The 17,135-nt window shown below is 65.5% G+C and carries 13 protein-coding genes; 3 read left to right on the top strand and 10 right to left on the bottom strand.

The annotated features are described in order from the left end of the window. Window positions 1-9 precede the first annotated feature (9 nt). Window positions 10-1,770 (bottom strand): TonB family protein, encoded by a 1,761-nt coding sequence (locus tag GEV06_11595; GenBank protein ID MPZ18540.1) that lies wholly within the window; start codon window positions 1,768-1,770, stop codon window positions 10-12. Next, the gene (locus GEV06_11590; protein MPZ18539.1) at window positions 1,767-2,141 is read right to left on the bottom strand and encodes a BlaI/MecI/CopY family transcriptional regulator; all 375 of its coding nucleotides are present in this window, start codon (window positions 2,139-2,141) and stop codon (window positions 1,767-1,769) included. Before GEV06_11590 ends, GEV06_11595 begins: the two co-directional genes overlap by 4 nt. A 476-nt stretch (window positions 2,142-2,617) precedes the next feature. On the opposite strand from GEV06_11590, the gene moaA reads away from it, so the two are divergent. Then, on the top strand, window positions 2,618-3,640 hold the full coding sequence (moaA, locus tag GEV06_11585) for a GTP 3',8-cyclase MoaA (protein ID MPZ18538.1): 1,023 nt from the start codon (window positions 2,618-2,620) through the stop codon (window positions 3,638-3,640). Between the two features lie 118 nt (window positions 3,641-3,758). Here moaA and GEV06_11580 read toward each other — a convergent pair whose 3' ends face one another. From GEV06_11580 to GEV06_11560, 5 genes are all read right to left on the bottom strand, one after another. Continuing rightward, window positions 3,759-4,787: a zinc-binding alcohol dehydrogenase family protein gene (locus tag GEV06_11580; GenBank protein MPZ18537.1), complete on the bottom strand. Its 1,029-nt coding sequence runs from the start codon at window positions 4,785-4,787 to the stop codon at window positions 3,759-3,761. Between the two features lie 83 nt (window positions 4,788-4,870). After that, complete coding sequence (locus tag GEV06_11575) at window positions 4,871-5,233, bottom strand: cupin (GenBank protein ID MPZ18536.1); 363 nt, start codon at window positions 5,231-5,233, stop codon at window positions 4,871-4,873. A gap of 1 nt (window position 5,234) precedes the next feature. After that, window positions 5,235-5,798 carry a hypothetical protein gene (locus GEV06_11570; protein ID MPZ18535.1) on the bottom strand — a complete coding sequence of 188 codons (564 nt, stop codon included), beginning with the start codon at window positions 5,796-5,798 and terminating at the stop codon, window positions 5,235-5,237. Window positions 5,799-5,863: 65 nt separating this feature from the next. Next, window positions 5,864-7,291: a hypothetical protein gene (locus GEV06_11565; protein MPZ18534.1), complete on the bottom strand. Its 1,428-nt coding sequence runs from the start codon at window positions 7,289-7,291 to the stop codon at window positions 5,864-5,866. Between the two features lie 439 nt (window positions 7,292-7,730). Beyond that, on the bottom strand, window positions 7,731-9,824 hold the full coding sequence (locus GEV06_11560; protein MPZ18533.1) for a radical SAM protein: 2,094 nt from the start codon (window positions 9,822-9,824) through the stop codon (window positions 7,731-7,733). A 384-nt stretch (window positions 9,825-10,208) separates the two neighbouring features. Between GEV06_11560 and GEV06_11555 the strand changes: the two genes are divergently transcribed. Next, a complete protein-coding gene (locus GEV06_11555; protein ID MPZ18532.1) occupies window positions 10,209-12,608 on the top strand; it encodes a hypothetical protein in 2,400 nt (799 codons plus the stop codon). A gap of 74 nt (window positions 12,609-12,682) precedes the next feature. Further along, window positions 12,683-13,612, top strand: coding sequence for a glycosyltransferase (locus GEV06_11550; protein MPZ18531.1), 930 nt, complete (start codon window positions 12,683-12,685; stop codon window positions 13,610-13,612). 13 nt (window positions 13,613-13,625) lie between these two features. Here the strand turns inward: GEV06_11550 and GEV06_11545 are convergent, their stop codons facing one another. The 3 genes from GEV06_11545 to GEV06_11535 form a co-directional block, all read right to left on the bottom strand. Next, window positions 13,626-15,476 (bottom strand): nitrite/sulfite reductase, encoded by a 1,851-nt coding sequence (locus GEV06_11545; GenBank protein MPZ18530.1) that lies wholly within the window; start codon window positions 15,474-15,476, stop codon window positions 13,626-13,628. Between the two features lie 154 nt (window positions 15,477-15,630). Beyond that, window positions 15,631-16,401 (bottom strand): uroporphyrinogen-III C-methyltransferase, encoded by a 771-nt coding sequence (cobA, locus tag GEV06_11540; protein ID MPZ18529.1) that lies wholly within the window; start codon window positions 16,399-16,401, stop codon window positions 15,631-15,633. Beyond that, a complete protein-coding gene (locus GEV06_11535) occupies window positions 16,401-17,081 on the bottom strand; it encodes a bifunctional precorrin-2 dehydrogenase/sirohydrochlorin ferrochelatase (GenBank protein ID MPZ18528.1) in 681 nt (226 codons plus the stop codon). Before GEV06_11535 ends, cobA begins: the two co-directional genes overlap by 1 nt. Window positions 17,082-17,135 lie beyond the last annotated feature (54 nt).

Raw genomic sequence — 17,135 nt, 5'->3', positions numbered from 1 at the left:
CGTTTCTACCTAACGTAGGGTGAAGTTCACGGTCACGGTAACGATAACGGGCACGGCGACGCCGTTGACGATGGTTGGCGTGTACGTCCATTGCAGCACGGCGTCGCGCGCAGCCTGGTCGAGCATTGGCACGGACTCGAGAGTCCGGGCATCCGTGACCGTGCCGTCCGTCCCAACGATCGTTTCGAGGATGACTATTCCCTGCACGCGCGCCGCTTGCGCCTCCGCTGGATAGATCGGATCCACATTGTGGATCCTCCTCGGCTGCTTGATGGCGCCGCCGATGCGCAACGGCTTCCTGGGGTCGGCCACTCCGCCGGTACCCGCCGGCGGCTCGGTGCGAACCTGCAGCCTTGGTTGGATCACGACCTGCCTGTTGTCGTTGTCGCGCTCGACGTCATAGACCATCCTGAGTTTGCCTTCTGGCTCGCCTGCCTGGATGTGGCTCGGCAGGCTGCTTTCGTCGCCAGGGCTCACCGGGCGGTCCGTACCCTTGCCGAACGCCACGGAAACGACGGTCGCCATTGGCTGCGGCAGCGGCTCGTACTTCCACTGTAGAGCGGCCGTGCGTACCGCCTCCGCCACCTCGCCGGGTACGTGGCTTTGCCCCTCGGCCGACGCGCCCTCGATGATCTTCGCGGACGCGACTTGCGCATCGATGACGCTTCCCCGCTCGTCCACGGTGATGTTCAGCGTCACCACTCCTCGAACGTCGTCCAGTGAGACGTGCGGCGGATACTGCGGGTCCACGTGTACGATCTTCCTGAGCCCCTGAGCTTCATCCTTCGAAGAAGCCTGTTCGGTGCCGCCCGCCGGCGAAGCGGCGTGCAGCGGGAACGCCGCCACCGTGTAACGCTCCGCACAGATGACGCCCAACGCCAGAGCCGCGAACGACACAAGCACTCTCGCGCGCGACATCTCGACCTCCCTGGATAGCTGTGTCAGTCGTTGGAAGAGCTCGCGCCGGCGAGCAAACGCGGGCACCGGCACGAACGATGTACGGTCTGCGCAGGCCAGCAGCGCTTCCATGTACGGCCGCCGCGCGCCGAGCACGCGAACGGCGTAGGCATCGACGACCTGTTCACGCGCGAGCTGCGTTCGCCCGAGCAGCCACCAGATCGCCGGATGAAACCAGAGGACAGCGCGAACGAGCTCCTCGGCAAGGACCCACACCCAATCGCGACGGATCACGTGAATCAGCTCATGGGCGACAACAGCACGCTGGACCTCAGTCGACATGCCGTGAAGCGCCGCGGGTAACAGCACGACCGGATGCCGCATGCCGAAGGTCACCGGTTGCGGAATACCCGCGACCCAGCGAATGTCCGCGGAGGCGCCGATCTGCTCCCCGACCTCCGCTACGGCGGGTGAGAGCGAGGCCGGCGCCCCGGCACGCCGCAACGCTCGCAAGTGAACGAGCCCTATGATGAGCCGCACGAGCCAGACCGCGGTGCCCGCCAGCCACACCGCCAGAAGCAGCGGCGCCCAGCCAATCGCGACCCACCACGCCTCGCCTCTGGCCGCGGTCGTCGCGAGCGCCGCACCGTCAATGACCGACGCCACTGCGGCCGCAGTGTGGCTCGGCGGTTCGCCCCACGGTTGGAGCAGCGGCAGCCCGAGACAGGCGGCCAGCAGCGCCCGCCAGCACACCAGACGCGCCGCCGGCGTGCGCACTCGCAGCAGCGTCACCAGCGCCGCCCCAACCAGCGTCAACACCGCCACTTGCACGCAGTACGCCCATACGTTGCCCAGCGACAGTGGCAGCATCATTCGCTCTCCTTGATGATTCGGAGCAGCTCCTCCCGCTCCTCGTCTGTGAGGCGCGCATCCTTGGCGAGATGCAAGAGCAGTGGCTCGGCTGCGCCGTCGAAGACACGATTGACGAACTCACGCACCATGCCGCCCACCACCTGATGCCGAGGCTTGGCCGGTCGATAGACGTGCGCGCGCTCTCCTTTGCTCTTCTTCACGTAGCCCTTCGCCTCAAGGATGCGCATCATCGTGAGCACCGTCGTGTAGGCGATCGGGCGACGCGCCCGCAGCGTATCGTGAACGTCTCGCACGGTTGAGGTACCCAGGCGCCAGACCACCTTCATGATGGCCAGCTCCTGCGGCGTCAGCGTCGGGTGTGGCTTTCGCATCTTCTAATTACTAACTTCTTAGTAATTAGTAGACACCGCGTCAAGTGGAAAGTTCCCAGGCTGAAGTTCTGCACGTGGTACGGTGCATTCACCGAGCGCGTCCGGAAGCCGCGCCGAGATAACGGCCGCCTCGGCGAGGCGGCCCTACCTAGTGTCCTGTCCGCGTGATTCGTCACATACGTCCCGGGCGGGGCATCCCGGCTCGCGGCGTTGCTCGTCGGTCGAATACGGCCTGTATGCTCCCTTCTCGCGCCTGGCGAGCCGGGCGCCGCGCTCCGGGACGTATGCAACGAATCACGCGGACAGGACACTAGGAATCGTGGGAACCCGCCAGCTGCTTGATCGCCAGGCGTGTGACGTGCCTTCTTGGGCTTGGCCGGCCAAGGCGTCGCCGGTCTCGACGCATCGCCGCACAATTGCCGAAGCAGATGCACGTCCCAAGGAAATCTGGTCTCGAGGTCCTACTCGCCTGCATAATGGAAGGGATGCTGCACGATCGCTTCGACCGGCCACTCGGGAGCCTCCGGATCTCAGTCACGGACCGCTGCAACCTCCGGTGCCTCTACTGCATGCCAGAAGACGAGTACGTGTGGCTGCCGCGCGAAGACCTGCTGTCCTTCGAGGAGATCGCACGGCTGGTGAGCCTCTTCGGCGAGCTGGGGGTGACGCGTATTCGTCTGACCGGCGGCGAGCCGCTCTTGCGGCGTCACCTGTCGGATCTCGTGCAGCGGCTAGCAAGCTGTCCCACCCTCGAGGACCTCGCGCTCACAACCAACGGCGTCCTGTTCGCCCCGCAGGCAGCGGCGCTCCAGGCCGCCGGCTTGCGTCGCGTGACGGTCAGTCTGGACACGCTGCGGCAAGAGCGATTTCGCGCCCTGGCACGCCTCGATCGCCACGGCGACGTGCTGGACGGGATCGCTGCAGCACGCGCGCTCTTCGGTGGGCTCAAGATCGACACCGTCGTCATGCGCGGGATCAATGACGATGAGCTCGTGGAGCTCCTGGAGTTTGGGCGCCAGATGAACGCGGAAGTCCGGTTCATCGAGTACATGGACGTCGGCGGCGCGACACGCTGGCAGTCCGACCTGGTCGTGAGCCGTGCGGAGATCCTCGAGCGCCTCGCGCGCCACTATGGCTCCATCACCCACCTCGATGAGATCTCATCCGCTCCTGCGCGGCGATTCCGCATCGACGGCCTGACGTTTGGCATCATTGCATCCACCACGGAGCCCTTCTGCTCGACGTGCGACCGCGCGCGCCTCACTGCTGACGGCATGCTGCTCCTGTGCCTCTATGCCACGAGCGGCACCGACCTTCGCGGGCCACTTCGCCAGGGTGCCAGCGACGCCGAGCTCCGTGAGATCATCACCTCCGCCTGGCATGGGCGCATCGACCGCGGCGCTGAGCAGCGCCTCGCGCTCCCAGACCGCAGCACGCTCGTGCCGGTCGACGAGCTGCGCCGCGCGCCGCATCTCGAGATGCACACGCGCGGCGGCTAAAAAGGAACCGGGTACCCTTTCGGGACCGAAAAGGTACCCGGTTCCCTTTTCAGGACGTCGACGACGGCATTGAACGCTGGCTTGGGCTGGCCCTGAAGATCGAAGAGCAGCGGATAGTTCACTCGGCCCCGGAGCGGAAAGTTGTTGGGCCCCGACTGAGCGTCGAAGGGACGAGCACCGCGGCACCATGCACGCGCCCGGTCCTGAATGCTGCGATCGCCTCGTTGGCTTGCTGGAGCGGCCACACGTCGTGCTCTGCTTCGACCGGCACCTGCGGTGCGAGCGCGAAGAACAGCTCGGCGTCACGACGGGTCAAGTTGGCAACAGAGCAGACGGTCCGCTCCCCCCACAGCAGCTCGTACGGAAATGCAGGGATATCGCTCATGTGGATGCCGGCGCACACGACGACGCCGCCCGCTCGGACTGCACGAAGCGCCACGGGTACGAGCGCACCCACGGGAGCAAAAATGATGGCCGCATCCAGTTGCACGGGCGCGGCTGTTGCCGAATCGCCTGCCCAGACGGCGCCGAGCCCGCGCGCGAACGCCTGCCCCTCGACGTCGCCGGGACGCGTGAACGCGTAGACCTCACGCTCCTCGTGGCGGGCAACCTGCACGAGGAGATGCGCCGCGGCACCAAACCCGTAGAACCCTATGCGGCGTGCCTCGCCGGCTCGTGTATAGGAGCGATAGCCGATGAGGCCGGCACACAAGAGGGGCGCCGCCCCGATATCCGAATACGCCCGAGGAATAGGAACACAGTAGCGGGCGTCCGCAATGATGTGGGTCGCATAGCCACCAGCGCGATGCAGACCGGTGAACTGTGCGTCCGTACAGAGGTTCTCGCGGCCGGCGCGACAGTGCTCACAGACGCCGCATGTCCAACCGAGCCAGGGCACGCCGACGCGGTCGCCGATCTGGAAGCGGTCAACCGCCGTACCACGCGCCGCCACAACCCCAACCGCCTCGTGACCTGGGGTGAGCGGCAGCTTCGGCGCCGGCACTTCGCCATCGATGATGTGGAGGTCGGTTCGGCAGACGCCGCAAGCAAGCACCTCCAGCAGGACGTCGTCAGGGCCAGGCAGTGGTGTCGGCAGCTCCACCTCTCGAAGGAGCTGATGAAGTGAATCGAGTTGCATCGCGCGCATCGGACGCAATAGTACCCGGTTCCTCTGCTCGCGGCCCGCCCCGCAGCTCTGGCCTGCTCGCACCAAGGACCAAGGACCAAGGATTACTCGTCCCGATGGACCGTATCTGGCGAAAAGGCGGGCACGCACACGGCGACATACTCGGCACCGCCAGGCTCCGGGCTGCTGTAGCACACCCACTCGCCAGGCGCTGCGACGACAGCTTGGCCTGCGTGCACGTCGACAACACCACCCTCGTGCTCGACGCGGAGCGTGCCGCGTAGCACGAGCGTAATCTCCTCGAAGTCCGGGCGTTGCCCCGGCTCCCGCCAACCCTCCGGCGAGACCATGTACGCGACGCTGACATTGGCGTGGCCGCTGTTCACCCGCCCGGCGAACTCCCGAATGAGCTTCGGCTTGTTGCCGGCCGCGGTCACGATTGTGGGACGCTCGATCAGTCGGGGCATATCAGCGTGGGCGCAGTGGCGGTAGCCGCTGCTGCGAATGGGTTGCTGCTACGTCCGGAGCCGGATCCGCGCTGGCCAGCGAGCCGCGGCCGTGCCGGACTTCACGCTGCACCCGCAACCCTGCCTCAATGGCACGCCTGGTTTCAAAGCTTCCGTCCCTTGCACGCCTGACCTGATCCCCCCTCAAGACTGCGACGGACAGATCCACCCCGTCGAGCTGCTCGACGATGTGCTCGAGCTCGTGAGCCAAGAGCTCGACCGGATCGTGACCACGCGACAGACGCACTTGGGCAGACACGAGCCGTCGTGCGTGGCGGACGAAGGTCGTCACGGCGCGCCGGCGGCCGTGCAAAGCCCTCTCATCGTACCAGACTGCCACGAAGAGTGTCGGTTCGTCGGCAATGCGGGCGCACTGTGCACGGAATACCGGCGATGTCCTCCACATCCGCGCGACAACCCGCTCGAGAGCGGGATCGACGCGCAGGTTGGGCGGCGGACCGGGCATCGAACCGCCCGGCGACATGAGGGCGAGCATGCTCGCAAGAGCAATGACCGCAGAGGGCACGGCACACCCCCTGGCTTGAATCGTCTGCCGCGCCCCCTCGACTCGCCGAAGGTACCGGGAGACGATTACGATTGGGGGCTACCAAACCCTCTCATCCATCGCAGGAACAAATCGTAATCGGCCCGCAAATCGTGCGGGCCGCTGGGCTTGCTGGACTGGAAGGCCACCAGCCGGCCGGCGGCGTCCAGCCGGACGCCTGCGCTTGCTTCGCGCCAGGCCTGCCTGCCCGGATCCGCGCTCACGCGAGTCATGCGTCCGGTCTCGGCGTCGAACAAGAACACGTCCCACGTGTTGTTGTCGTCGACATCGGTGGGCGCGCAGCTACGGGCGCAGACGAGATCCGATGCCTTCGACTGAAAGCCGACGAACCGTCCATCCGCCGACACGTCGGGCTGTAGGCTGCGCCCATTTCCGGACACGCCCCCTCCCGCACGGCGACTCACGAGCGTCGTCTTACCGGTCTCCAGATCGTAGAGGAACACATCCTCGGCGCGATTCCGATCGCCCGCGACGAGGTTCCCCGCCACCGACACGAACGCGACGAACCGACCGTTCTGGTCCAGGGCTGGATGATGGCTCGGCGCCAGTGTTTCGTCACCGTCGGCGCCGCGACTCAAGCGGCGAGTCGAGCCGTCGCGCCGATCTCTCACGTACACGTCCGGCAGTCCATTCGTATCCTGGCGCCACGGCGGGCACGACGTCCTTCCTCCAGCGCACTCGATGTCCGCAGTCGACGTGAAGGCCACGCGTGTGCCATTGGCGCTGAGGCCCGGGGTGAAGCTCGTCCCCAACGGTGCTTGCTCGCCGGCGCTGTTGACGCTGACGCGCTCGATCGCGCCGTCATCGAGGTCGGCGACGTAGATGTCTGCGCCCACTGAGTTCGCATCGGGTAGGTCAACGAGATTCGTCGCGCTCGACTCGAACGCCACCGTCGCACCATCTCCACTGATCGACGGCAAGAAGCTTCCGGCGTCGGGCGTCGAGCCGTCCACCGCGACACTCGCCAGCCGTGTTTCTCCGCGGGCCCGGTCACGCACGTAGACATGAGACTGACCTTCGGCGAGCGGCACATCGACCAAGTTCCGCGCCGAGGAATCGAATGCGACGATGCGGCCATCTGCACTCAGTGTCGGATGAAAGCTTGCCGCGTCGGCCGGCCGCCCGTCCTTCCCTACACTCTCCAAGGTCATTTGGCCCGATCGAGTGTCGAACACATAGATATCGGCGATTTGATTCGTGTCGACTGGGAGCAGGCGCGCGTACGACACGAACGCCACGAACCGCCCATCCGCGCTCACCGCCACGCTGGGCGCCTCGATCTCAATGCGCCAGCCATCCGCTTGCTGCAGCACGAGCGCCCCACTCGTTTCTGCGACAGCAAGGGCGAACGTCGCGAGCAGGCCAATTCCGTGCAGCAGACCCATAACTGTTCTCGGTGAAGTCTCTGCAACCTTCACGCGGCCGCCTCGGCGAGGCGGCCCTACCGTCATCATCCGCCTCCGCGAGGCGACCGTCCGCTCTCACGGTAGGGCGCGTTCGCCGAACGCGCCGTGATCGAAACGACGCACGCGTCGGCAATCAGTTCGCCGAAGCAACCAGAACCGTCACTTAGCAGGGTTGGACGGCAGCGCATCACGGATGGTTCGCTGCCTGGGACGAAAAGGACGCTACACGGAGTCAGTCACGCCCAACATGGGGACATGGCACGAGCGAACTGTTCGGGGTTGGAACCGAGCGTTCGCAGGCGGACAGGTAGAGCGGCGTACACACGAAGGGCCCCGTGACGTTCGGCCACGAGGCCCTTGAGAATCGGCAGGGCGCGTTCGCCGGACGCGCCGTCCGGCCGCCTCGGCGAGATAACGGCCGCCTCGGCGAGGCGGCCCTACCTAAAACATCCTCGGTTTCACGAGACGGTACGCGTGGTGGAGACGCCTAGGCGACCGTCTGCGGTGTCTTGCTCTTCCGGAGCGTATCGAGCGGAATCACGTGATCCTCTTCTTTGCCACCGAGCTGCTCTTTGAGCACCTGCTGGCGATAGAGCTGCATCATCCGCTCTTGCTCGGCCTGCTCCTGCTGTTGCTGCTTGCTCTGTGCACGAGCGCGCAGCTTCTCCTCGCGTGCCGTCTTGGCGATGCCGAGCTCATCGAGGTCGGTTTGGCGGCCAACATTCACCGCCTCCCGATCGAGCAACAGCGAGTGCGCCGTGGTTTCGAGCTCCACCTTCTTGCCACCCGCATAAATCTGATGGCGTCCGTGCTCCTCGTACCACTTGCTCAGCGTGGCGGTCATGTGCATCTTCTCGATGATCTGGCGCCAGCCGATGCCGGTGTTGTACGCGCAGAAGGAAATCTCCCCCATCTGCGTGGCATACGGGATGATGCAGCGCTCGGTGCGGCGGAAGTCGTAGTTGAACAGATCCTGGAACCACATGCCAGCCACGAACAGGAAGTTCCAGCGGTCCGCACGCCGCTTCTCGATGTCCTCCTGCGTCCGCTTGCCGTCCACGCGGCCATAATCGCGGCCCGTCGCGCCGAACGTCTTGTCGAACTTCTTGAAGAGGTCGATGATCTTGAAGTGCGTGGGTGCCTTGAACGGATCGTAGTTCCGCAGCAGCGCGAGCGCCATGCCGACGACCGACAGGAACTTGCCACGCGCCGCGTCGTTGACGCGCGCGACGTCTCGCGCCAGCTGCTCGCCTTTGAGGAACGCCGTTACCGGCACCGCTTCCTTTGTCTCCTTGTCGATCATCACGGCCATGCCCACGCCGCAGTTTGGATGGCACCCGCAGGTGAGCTGTCCCCACTGAGCCTGCGGACCGTGCACGAGGTCAGCCCAGTCCGTGAACGTGCTCATGAAGGAGATCGGGAACCAGTCGCGTATCGGCTCGCCCAGCCCGGTCTGTTGCTTCACGTCGTGTGCCAGGTGCGACAGCGTATAGCGCTGTGCGTGCCGCCGCTCGTCGCTGATCTCCTCGTCACGTCCCGTGAACGAGACCGGTTGGAACGACAGGAAGTTGATCTTCCTCGGATTGTCGATGCCAAACTTGACGATGCGACCGACCTGCTCGTTGTTGATGCCGTTGAGGATCGTCGTCACCGGCACGATGTCCACGCCGGCGCTCCACAGGTTCTCGATCGCCTGCAGCTTCACGTCGAACAGGTTGCCCACGAGACGATGGGAGTTGGCGGCATTGCCAATGCCGTCGAATTGTAGATACACGTAGCGCAGGCCAGCCTCCGCGGCCGCCGTGGCGAACTCAGGACTCTTGGCGAACTCGACGCCGTTGGTGGCAGCCTGGACGCTGTTGTAGCCAACCTTCTTCGCGTAGCGCACCGCGTCGAGGAAGTAGGGCGACAGCGTCGGCTCGCCGCCGGAGAACTGCACCGACATCTGCCGGCGCGGCTTGATCGTGATGGCGTTGTCGAGCAGCGTCTTGATGTCTTCCCACGACAGCTCGTGCACGAACCCCACCTGATTCGCATCCATGAAGCAGGGATCGCACATCATGTTGCAGCGGTTCGTCAGGTCGACCGTCAGCACCGACCCGCGGCCGTACTTGATCGTGCTGGTGCCGTGGTTGTGGAGCTTCTCGTCGTTGTGCGCGGCGATGTCGCTGCCTGGAAACACGTCTTCGAGGTGCTTGAAGAAGGCCGTGTCGATGGCCATCACATCCTCGAAGTGGCCATGAATCGGGCAGTCCTTCACCATGAGGATCTTGCCGTCGCGCTCGAGAACGGTGGCCTTGATCTCGCCCACCTTCTCGTTGAGCAGCACGCTGATGTCCTTCTTGCCGTCGAGGATCTCCTTACGCGCCTCTCGCACGCACTGCGGGCAGAGAGAGTCGGTCTCCCGCGGCCAGCCGAGCGGCGGCTTGACCTTCTGCCACGACTTGAGCAAGGGCTTCTCGGACCAGGCTGGAGTGAATCCAGCACCGGGCCGCAGGTGGTTCAGGGTGTCGAAGGCATACCAGGCGCCATTGGCCAGGTAGCTCAATCCCTTCTCCGCGTACTTGATCGGCTTCGGCATGCTCTCTCCTTCAAGCGACCTCTGGGCAGACTGGTGCTACAGCCGGCAGGGTCGTGATCGGCTGAATTATCAGCCACAGCCGGTCGTGCCCCGTCAAGATTCCCGCGATCGGGCAGTTTTCGGGCCTGAACTGGCAAAAGGAGGGGCGAGGGATCGAGGGGGCTAGGGGTCTAGGGATCAAGGGATCAAGGGATCAAGGGATCGAGGGATCTAGGAGCTACGCCGAAGCCCTAGACCCCTAGACCCCTTGTCCCCTAGACCCCTTGTCCCCTTGATCCCTTGATCCCTTGATCCCTTGATCCCTTGATCCCTTGATCCCTTGATCCCTAGACCCCTAGCCCCCTCGATCCTTGCCCCTTTCGTTTACAATGCTCCTCGGAGCCTATGCAGCGGCATTACGCTTTTTTCATTCAAATCAGCCTTCTCGCACTCCTGCTCGTCACCATTTCGACCGCGCCGGTCGCCGGGCAAACGCCGGGCGACTACGTCCATTGGTATCTCGCCGAGGGCGCACAGAACGCCGTCTTCGACGAAGAGATCCTGATCGCGAATCCGACCGCGGAGAACGCCGAGGTCACCGTGACGCTCCTCCCGGAGCCAGGAGCCGGCACCGAGACATCCGTCCCCCTCGCGGTGGGTGCGCACAGCAGGTACACGCTGCGCCTCGCGCAGTTCTTCCCCAACAACATCAATGGCGCGGTGTCCGCGCGCGTCGATTCCACCAACAACGTACCGATCGTCGTCGAGCGCTCGATGTACTGGCCGAACGGTGAGCGTGGCGCTGGCCACAACGCCCTCGGGCTCACGGCGTTGTCAACCAGCTGGCAACTCGCGGAGGGCGCCTCCGGCTTCTGGGAAACGTTCATCCTTCTGGTCAATCCGCACCAGGTGCCGGCAACCGTGACGCTGACGTTCCTGCCGGCCGCGGGCGGCGCGCCTCGCTCGATGACGCGCGTCCTGCAGCCGCTCTCGCGCAACACCGTGTGGGTCAATGGCCAGGAGGATGTCCCGGCCGAGTTCCGCAATGCGGAGTTCTCGACGACAATCACGTCGGACCACCCAATCGCGGTCGAGCGCGCCATGTACTGGAACGGCTTTGCCGGCGGCACCGACAGCACCGGCACACGCACGCCGGCGCAGACGTGGTACTTCGGCGAGGGCGCCACCAGTGGCAACGCGTCGCTGCAATTCGAGACCTTTCTGCTGCTCGAAAACCCCAACGCGCAAGACACGTCCGTGCACGTCTCGTTCTTCAAGGATGGCGGCGGCGTGGTGCAGCGCGACTTCCCCGTCCAGGCAAAGAACCGCCGAACCATCTCGGTCCGCCTCGACGTGCCGGAGCTCGGCGCGACCGGGTTCTCCATGACGGCGCAGAGCGCCGACCCGAGCCTGCCGATTGTCGCGGAACGGGCGATGTACTGGCTCGTCAACGGAAGCCTGGTCCCTGCCGACGGTCACACCGTGCAGGGCGTTCCAGCGCTGTCGCCCGCGTGGGCCTTCGCCGAAGGCATCCAGGGCGCACTCGCCGGCCTCGCCGGCGGTCCCTATGACACGTTCTTTCTGATCTCCAACCCTCATGCGACGCCGCTGGAGCTGCGCGTGCACGTGGTCCGCTGGGACGGGACAGGCGCCGTGCATCCACTCACCGTGCCGCCCCAGTCCCGCTACACGTTGTACATGGGGGCGACCGACGACAACGGCAGACCGCTCTACCCAGAAGCGAGCAACCAGCGGTTCGCAACCACGATCCGCTCCGTTGGCAGCTCGCCGCTGCCATTCCTGGCCGAGCGAGCCGTCTATTGGGGAGGCTTGGATGGCGGCCACGCCAGCGCGGGTGTGCCGTGGGGTGCACTGCCGGTCGGATCGCCATCGCCGGCCTCGCCCCTGCAGATCTCGTCAGTCGCGCCGGACACTGGCCGCCTCAGTGGCGGCACGCAGATCACAATCCGCGGACGCGGCTTCCAGCAGGGCGCCACGGTTGCCGTTGGCGGTACGGCCGCCCGTAGCGTCCGTGTGATCGACGATGCCACGATCGTGGCGGTGACGCCGGCCGCGCCCGGTAAGCGCACGGGTCCCGTGTCGGTGGCCGTGACCAATGCCGATGGTCACGGCGAGACCGCCTCCTCTGCCTTCAGCTACAACTTCCATGTGCTGACGTTCGGAGACAGCATCACGGCGGGGACGACCTCGTTTCGCGAGTGCAGTCTCGGGAGCGGCTGCACGATTCAGTCGATGCGTGCCATGACGCCGTATCCCGCAGGTCTCCTGCAGCGCCTGGCGGACGCCCCTCGCTTCGCTGCTGGCGGTGTGACCGTTCGCAACCGGGGTGTCGGCGGAGAGTGCGCATCGAGCGCCAATTGCGGCGGCAACTCCGGTGAGACGCGCTTTCCTGACGTCCTGGACGAGGATCCGGAGTACGACCTCGTCGTCTTGCTCGAAGGCGTCAACGATCTCTCACGACCCGACCCGTCGACGGCAATCGAACGGGCGCACGGTGCACTGCGCAACATGGTGCGCGAAGCACAGGCACGAGCGAAGGTCGTTGTCATTTGCAAGCTCACACCGGTCGAAGACGATGAGATAACCGGCGAGCCCCGAAGGAACCCCGCGTTGGTCGCACAGCTGAATAATCGGATCGAGGCCCTCACGCAGGCGGAGGGCATCTTCCGCATCAACTGGAGTGGGATTGAGATGAGCGCCGACGGGCTGCATCCGTCCCAGGACGGGTACAACGCCATGGCACAGCAGGTCTACAACAAGATCAGTCAGATCCTGGGCCAGTGAGCTTGCGCCCGACCTAAAAGTCGGGCCTACAGCGCCCAGGCACGAGGACGACCGCCTGTAGGTAAACCACGCCGATGCCGCCGGAGGTCTCCATCCTGATCGCGAGTTGGAACGCCGGCGCGTACATTGGCCGCTGTCTAGGCTCCCTGGATCCCGATCGCTACGAGGTCATCGTCGTCGACAACGCATCGACGGACGGTAGCGCAGACGAGGCGGCGCGCGCGTCACCGCGTGCGACAATCGTTCGCGAGGCGCGCAACCTTGGATTTGCCGGCGCCGTGAATGGGGCGGCTGCACGGGCCCGTGGCCGCTTCTTCCTCTTGCTGAACCCCGATTGTCGAGCACAGCCGGGAGGCATCGATCGTCTCGCGGCATTTCTCGACGCGCACGTTGATTACGGCGCCGTCGGAGGGTGCCTCGTCGATGAGGATGGCGGCATTCAGCGGGGCTTCACCGTCCGCCGCTTTCCCACGCTCGCAACGTGGGTAGTCGATTTGCTGCTGATCGATAAGCTTTGGCCTGGCAACCCGATCAGCCGGCGCTACCTCGCACTCGATCTCGACCTCACCAAGCCGCAGGACGTGGATCAGCCGGCCGCTGCCTGTCTGATGCTGCGTCGTGAAGCATTCGCCGGCGCCGGCGGCTTGGATGAGCAGTTCCATCCAGCGTGGTACGAGGACGTCGATCTCTGCCGGAGCTTGAAACGTGCCGGTTGGCGCATCGGCTACACGCCAGACGCGCCGTTCGTGCATGAAGGCGGCGTCGCGATGCGCGCGCTGGGCCTGGGGGCATTCTCACGCGTGTGGTATCGGAACTTGCTGAGGTACGCGGACAAGCACCACGGCACTGGCACCCGTGTCACGCTGCGGGTACTCATCACGGTGGGCATGATCATGCGCGCGGCTGCGTCGATCGTCACCGGCCGCCCGCAGGATGCCAAGGCGTACCTCGGGGTACTTCGGGATGTTGTCCGCCCGACCTTTAGGTCGGGCGAGCCCACGTAGGCACGCGGGCACCTCACGCGCTGCACTCCCCATCGAGGATCACCTGCTTGTACTCGGTGTCCTCACCGAGGTCGATGAAGTCCTGGGGCTGCGCCTGCTCGGCGGACAACTGCTCGAGGTCCGCGAGCGTCTTCTTGACGACCGCGAAATCGATACGGCGGAAGAACTCGCCGGCAGTCTCCTCCGGTGCATGCTGATCGCGATACAGGGCAATGAGACGCTCCAGCGCCTCAGGACCTCGACGCGCCGGCACCTTGGCGGCGACACGGCCGAAGTTGGCTCCCTCGGCAGCCACACCGCCGCCGACCATCACAAAATATTGTGGTACGGCGCGATCCCCCAACTTGCGAATGCTGCCTTGGAACCCGATGTCGGCGACGTGATGCTGACCGCAGCCGTTCGGGCAGCCGCTAATCTTGATGTGCGACGACCGGGCCGCCTCGACGATCTCTGGGTGCGCCTCGAGGTGGTCGGTCAGCAGGCGTCCCAGCCCCCGCGACGCGGTCACGGCCAGTCGGCACGACTCGGCTCCCGGGCAGCTGACGACATCCGCGATTGTTTGCGCGTCGGGGCGACCGAGGCTCGCCGCCGCGAGGTGGCGATAGAACCCCGCTACTTGCTCTTCCCGTACCCAACGGAAGACGAGGTTTTGATCCGGCGTCATCCGGACCATCCCGTCGCCAAACGCCATGGCCAGGTCTGCCAGCACGCGAAACTGCTGCGCGGTCACGTCGCCGAGCGGCACGCGCGCGAGAACGCTGACGTACCCCTCTTGCTTCTGTGGAAGGACATTGGTCTCCTGCCACGCGGCAAAGGCGCGCGCATCCCAGACCAGCCATGGGCTCACCTGCGGCATGATGCCAGGCCCCTTCACGGACGATGCCGCTGCCCGCGCCGCCGTCGCCTCGAGCGCCGGCGCCTCTGGTGATCCCCAATCTGGCGCATTCTCAACAGGTGGATCGTTTGGATCGAACGGAAGCGGCGTGCCGCCGCCCTCCGCGCACAGCTCCTCGTACGCGCGCAGCACCTCCTCGCGGTACTTCTCCCACCCCATCGCCTTGATCAAGAACTTCATGCGGTTCCGCTGCTTGTGCTCGTAGTCGCCGAAGCGATGGTAGACGCGCAGGATCGCGTCGGCGACGTTGAACATGCGAGCGGCCGGCACGTACTCGAACAGCGCCATGCCGGAGCGCGGCAAGATCGACGTGCCGCCACCGACCGTGACGCGGAATCCGTGCTCGGTGCGGCCGTCCACCTCGCGCACCTGCGCCCACCAACCGATGTCGTTGATGGAGGCAAACGCGTGATCTTCCTGACAGCCTTCAAAGCCAATCTTGAACTTGCGCGGCAGGATCGCGCTGAGCGGACCCCTGAGCAAGTAACGCGTGAGCGCCTCCGCGTACGGTGTGACGTCGAACACCTCGTCCCGCGCCACACCGGCAAACGGGCAGCCCGTAATGTTGCGGACCGAGTTGCCGCACGCCTCGCGGGTCGTCATGCCGCTTGCCGCCAGATCCCGCATGACATCCGGCACATCGTCCAGCTCAATGAAGTGGAACTGGATGTTCTGTCGCGTCGTGATGTGGCCGAACCCGCGCGAGTATCGCTCGGCGGCGTCTGCCAAGGCGCGAAGTTGGTCCCCGCTGAGGATGCCTTGCGGAGCCTTCACGCGCAGCATCTGCAGCGTGCCCTCTTGCCGTTGGCCGTAGGTGCCACGCACGAGGCGATACTTCCGCCACTCGTCGGGCGAGATCTCCCCGCGCTCGTAGCGGCCGAGCACCTCGACGAAGTCGTCGACCTCTCGCTCATCCGCAAACGAGAGCTGCCCTCGCCCCAGCGTCTTGATGTCGTCGATAGCCGCCATTGTCTTTCTCCTTGCGCGCCGTAACCACAAAGCTCACGAGGCATCAACCCGAAGATCACGAAGGATCAACCACGAAGATCACGAAGAGAATTCATGGGTTCTTCTTCGTGTCCTTCGTGTTCTTCGTGGTTAATCCTCCATGCTCTTCGTGGTTCTATTCTCTGCACGCGAAGCCCTCGTAGTCCGAACCTTCCTCTGCTTCCACCGTGTGAATCAGCGCGCGCAACCGCACCACCTCGCCGACGATGATCGTTCCCGGCAGATCGCCCGGCGGCAGTGCCGCATTCCCAATCTCACCAAGCGTGCCTGTCCACGTGCTTTCACTGGACGTCGACGCGCCAAAGACGATGGCCGCCGGCGAGGTCGGCGCCCAGCCATGAGCCATGAGCCGGCGCGCAATGTCATCGCGGTGCTGGATGCCCATGAGCACGACAATCGTCACATGCTGCGGCGGCGCCGCACCGAGCAGCTCGCCGTAGACCTCTGGATCATGGCCCGATACGAGCAGCACGCCTGACGCATAACCACGGTGGGTGACCGGAATGCCGGCCAGCGCCGGTGCGGCGGAGGCGCTCGTCACGCCGGGCACGACCTCCACGGGGATACCTGCGGCACGCAGCGCAACCGCCTCCTCCCCGCCGCGTCCCAGCACGAACGGATCGCCGCACTTGAGCCGCACGACACGCTTACCCTGCCGCGCTGCACGAATCATCAGCTCGTTGATGGTTCCTTGCTGGATGGAGGGTCGGCCGGCGCGCTTCCCGACCTGAAAGCGTTGGGCTCGAGGCGCAAGCGCGAGCGCTTCGGGCGACACCAACGCGTCGTAGAGCACCAGATCTGCTTCCTGAAGACAACGTGCGGCCTTGCGCGTGAGCAGCTCGGGATCGCCCGGCCCAGCACCAACGAGAAACACACATCCACGCATTACGAAATCCTTACCCCTACCTCGGGCTCGACCGCGCGCCCCGCCTGGCGCTGGCCCTGGCGCCCGGTAGACGCGGCAACGCCGCGGCCTCCCGGCAACGCGACCCGAATCGGCTCGTAGAGCCGGTTCAGCGCATCGAGCAGGAGCGGTCGGCGGGTTGGCATGGGCACGCGCTCGGCAAGCCACTTCGCACGCACGGCGCGCGCCAGCGATGCCCATGTGTCGAGCTCACGCGGCAGCAGGCCGTCCAGGCCCTCCCGCACCAGACCGGCCAACGCGGGCGCGTGGCCGCTCGTCGAGATTGCCACCGTCACGTCGCCCCGCCGAAGCACCCCACCCAGGTACGCCCCGGCATTCGGCGGATCGTCGACGGCATTGACGAACAGGTTGCGCGCCTCCGCCGCCTCCGCGACCGCGCGATTCACCGCGGGCGGCGCCGCGGCGACGATGAACCACTTGCCATTCAGATCCTGGGGCGCGAACGCGCGACGGATCAGGGTGACGTTGGGACCCGCGAGCCCCGAGCGGATCGCCGGCGCAACGACCGTCACTTCGGCACCCGCCTGCAGCAGGCCGTCCAGCTTGCTCTCCGCGACGGTGCCCCCGCCGACGAGCAACACTGGCCGGCCAGCCAGCTTGAGGAAGACCGGAAACAACCGAACGTCAGTGCTCACGCACATACCTCTTGGTCCTCATACCACCTGGCCCGCAAGGTAGGGCGCGTCAGCCTCCCG

The organism is Luteitalea sp. (genome assembly GCA_009377605.1).
GTDB lineage: Bacteria > Acidobacteriota > Vicinamibacteria > Vicinamibacterales > Vicinamibacteraceae > WHTT01.
This window is presented reverse-complemented; position numbering and strand designations above follow the sequence as displayed.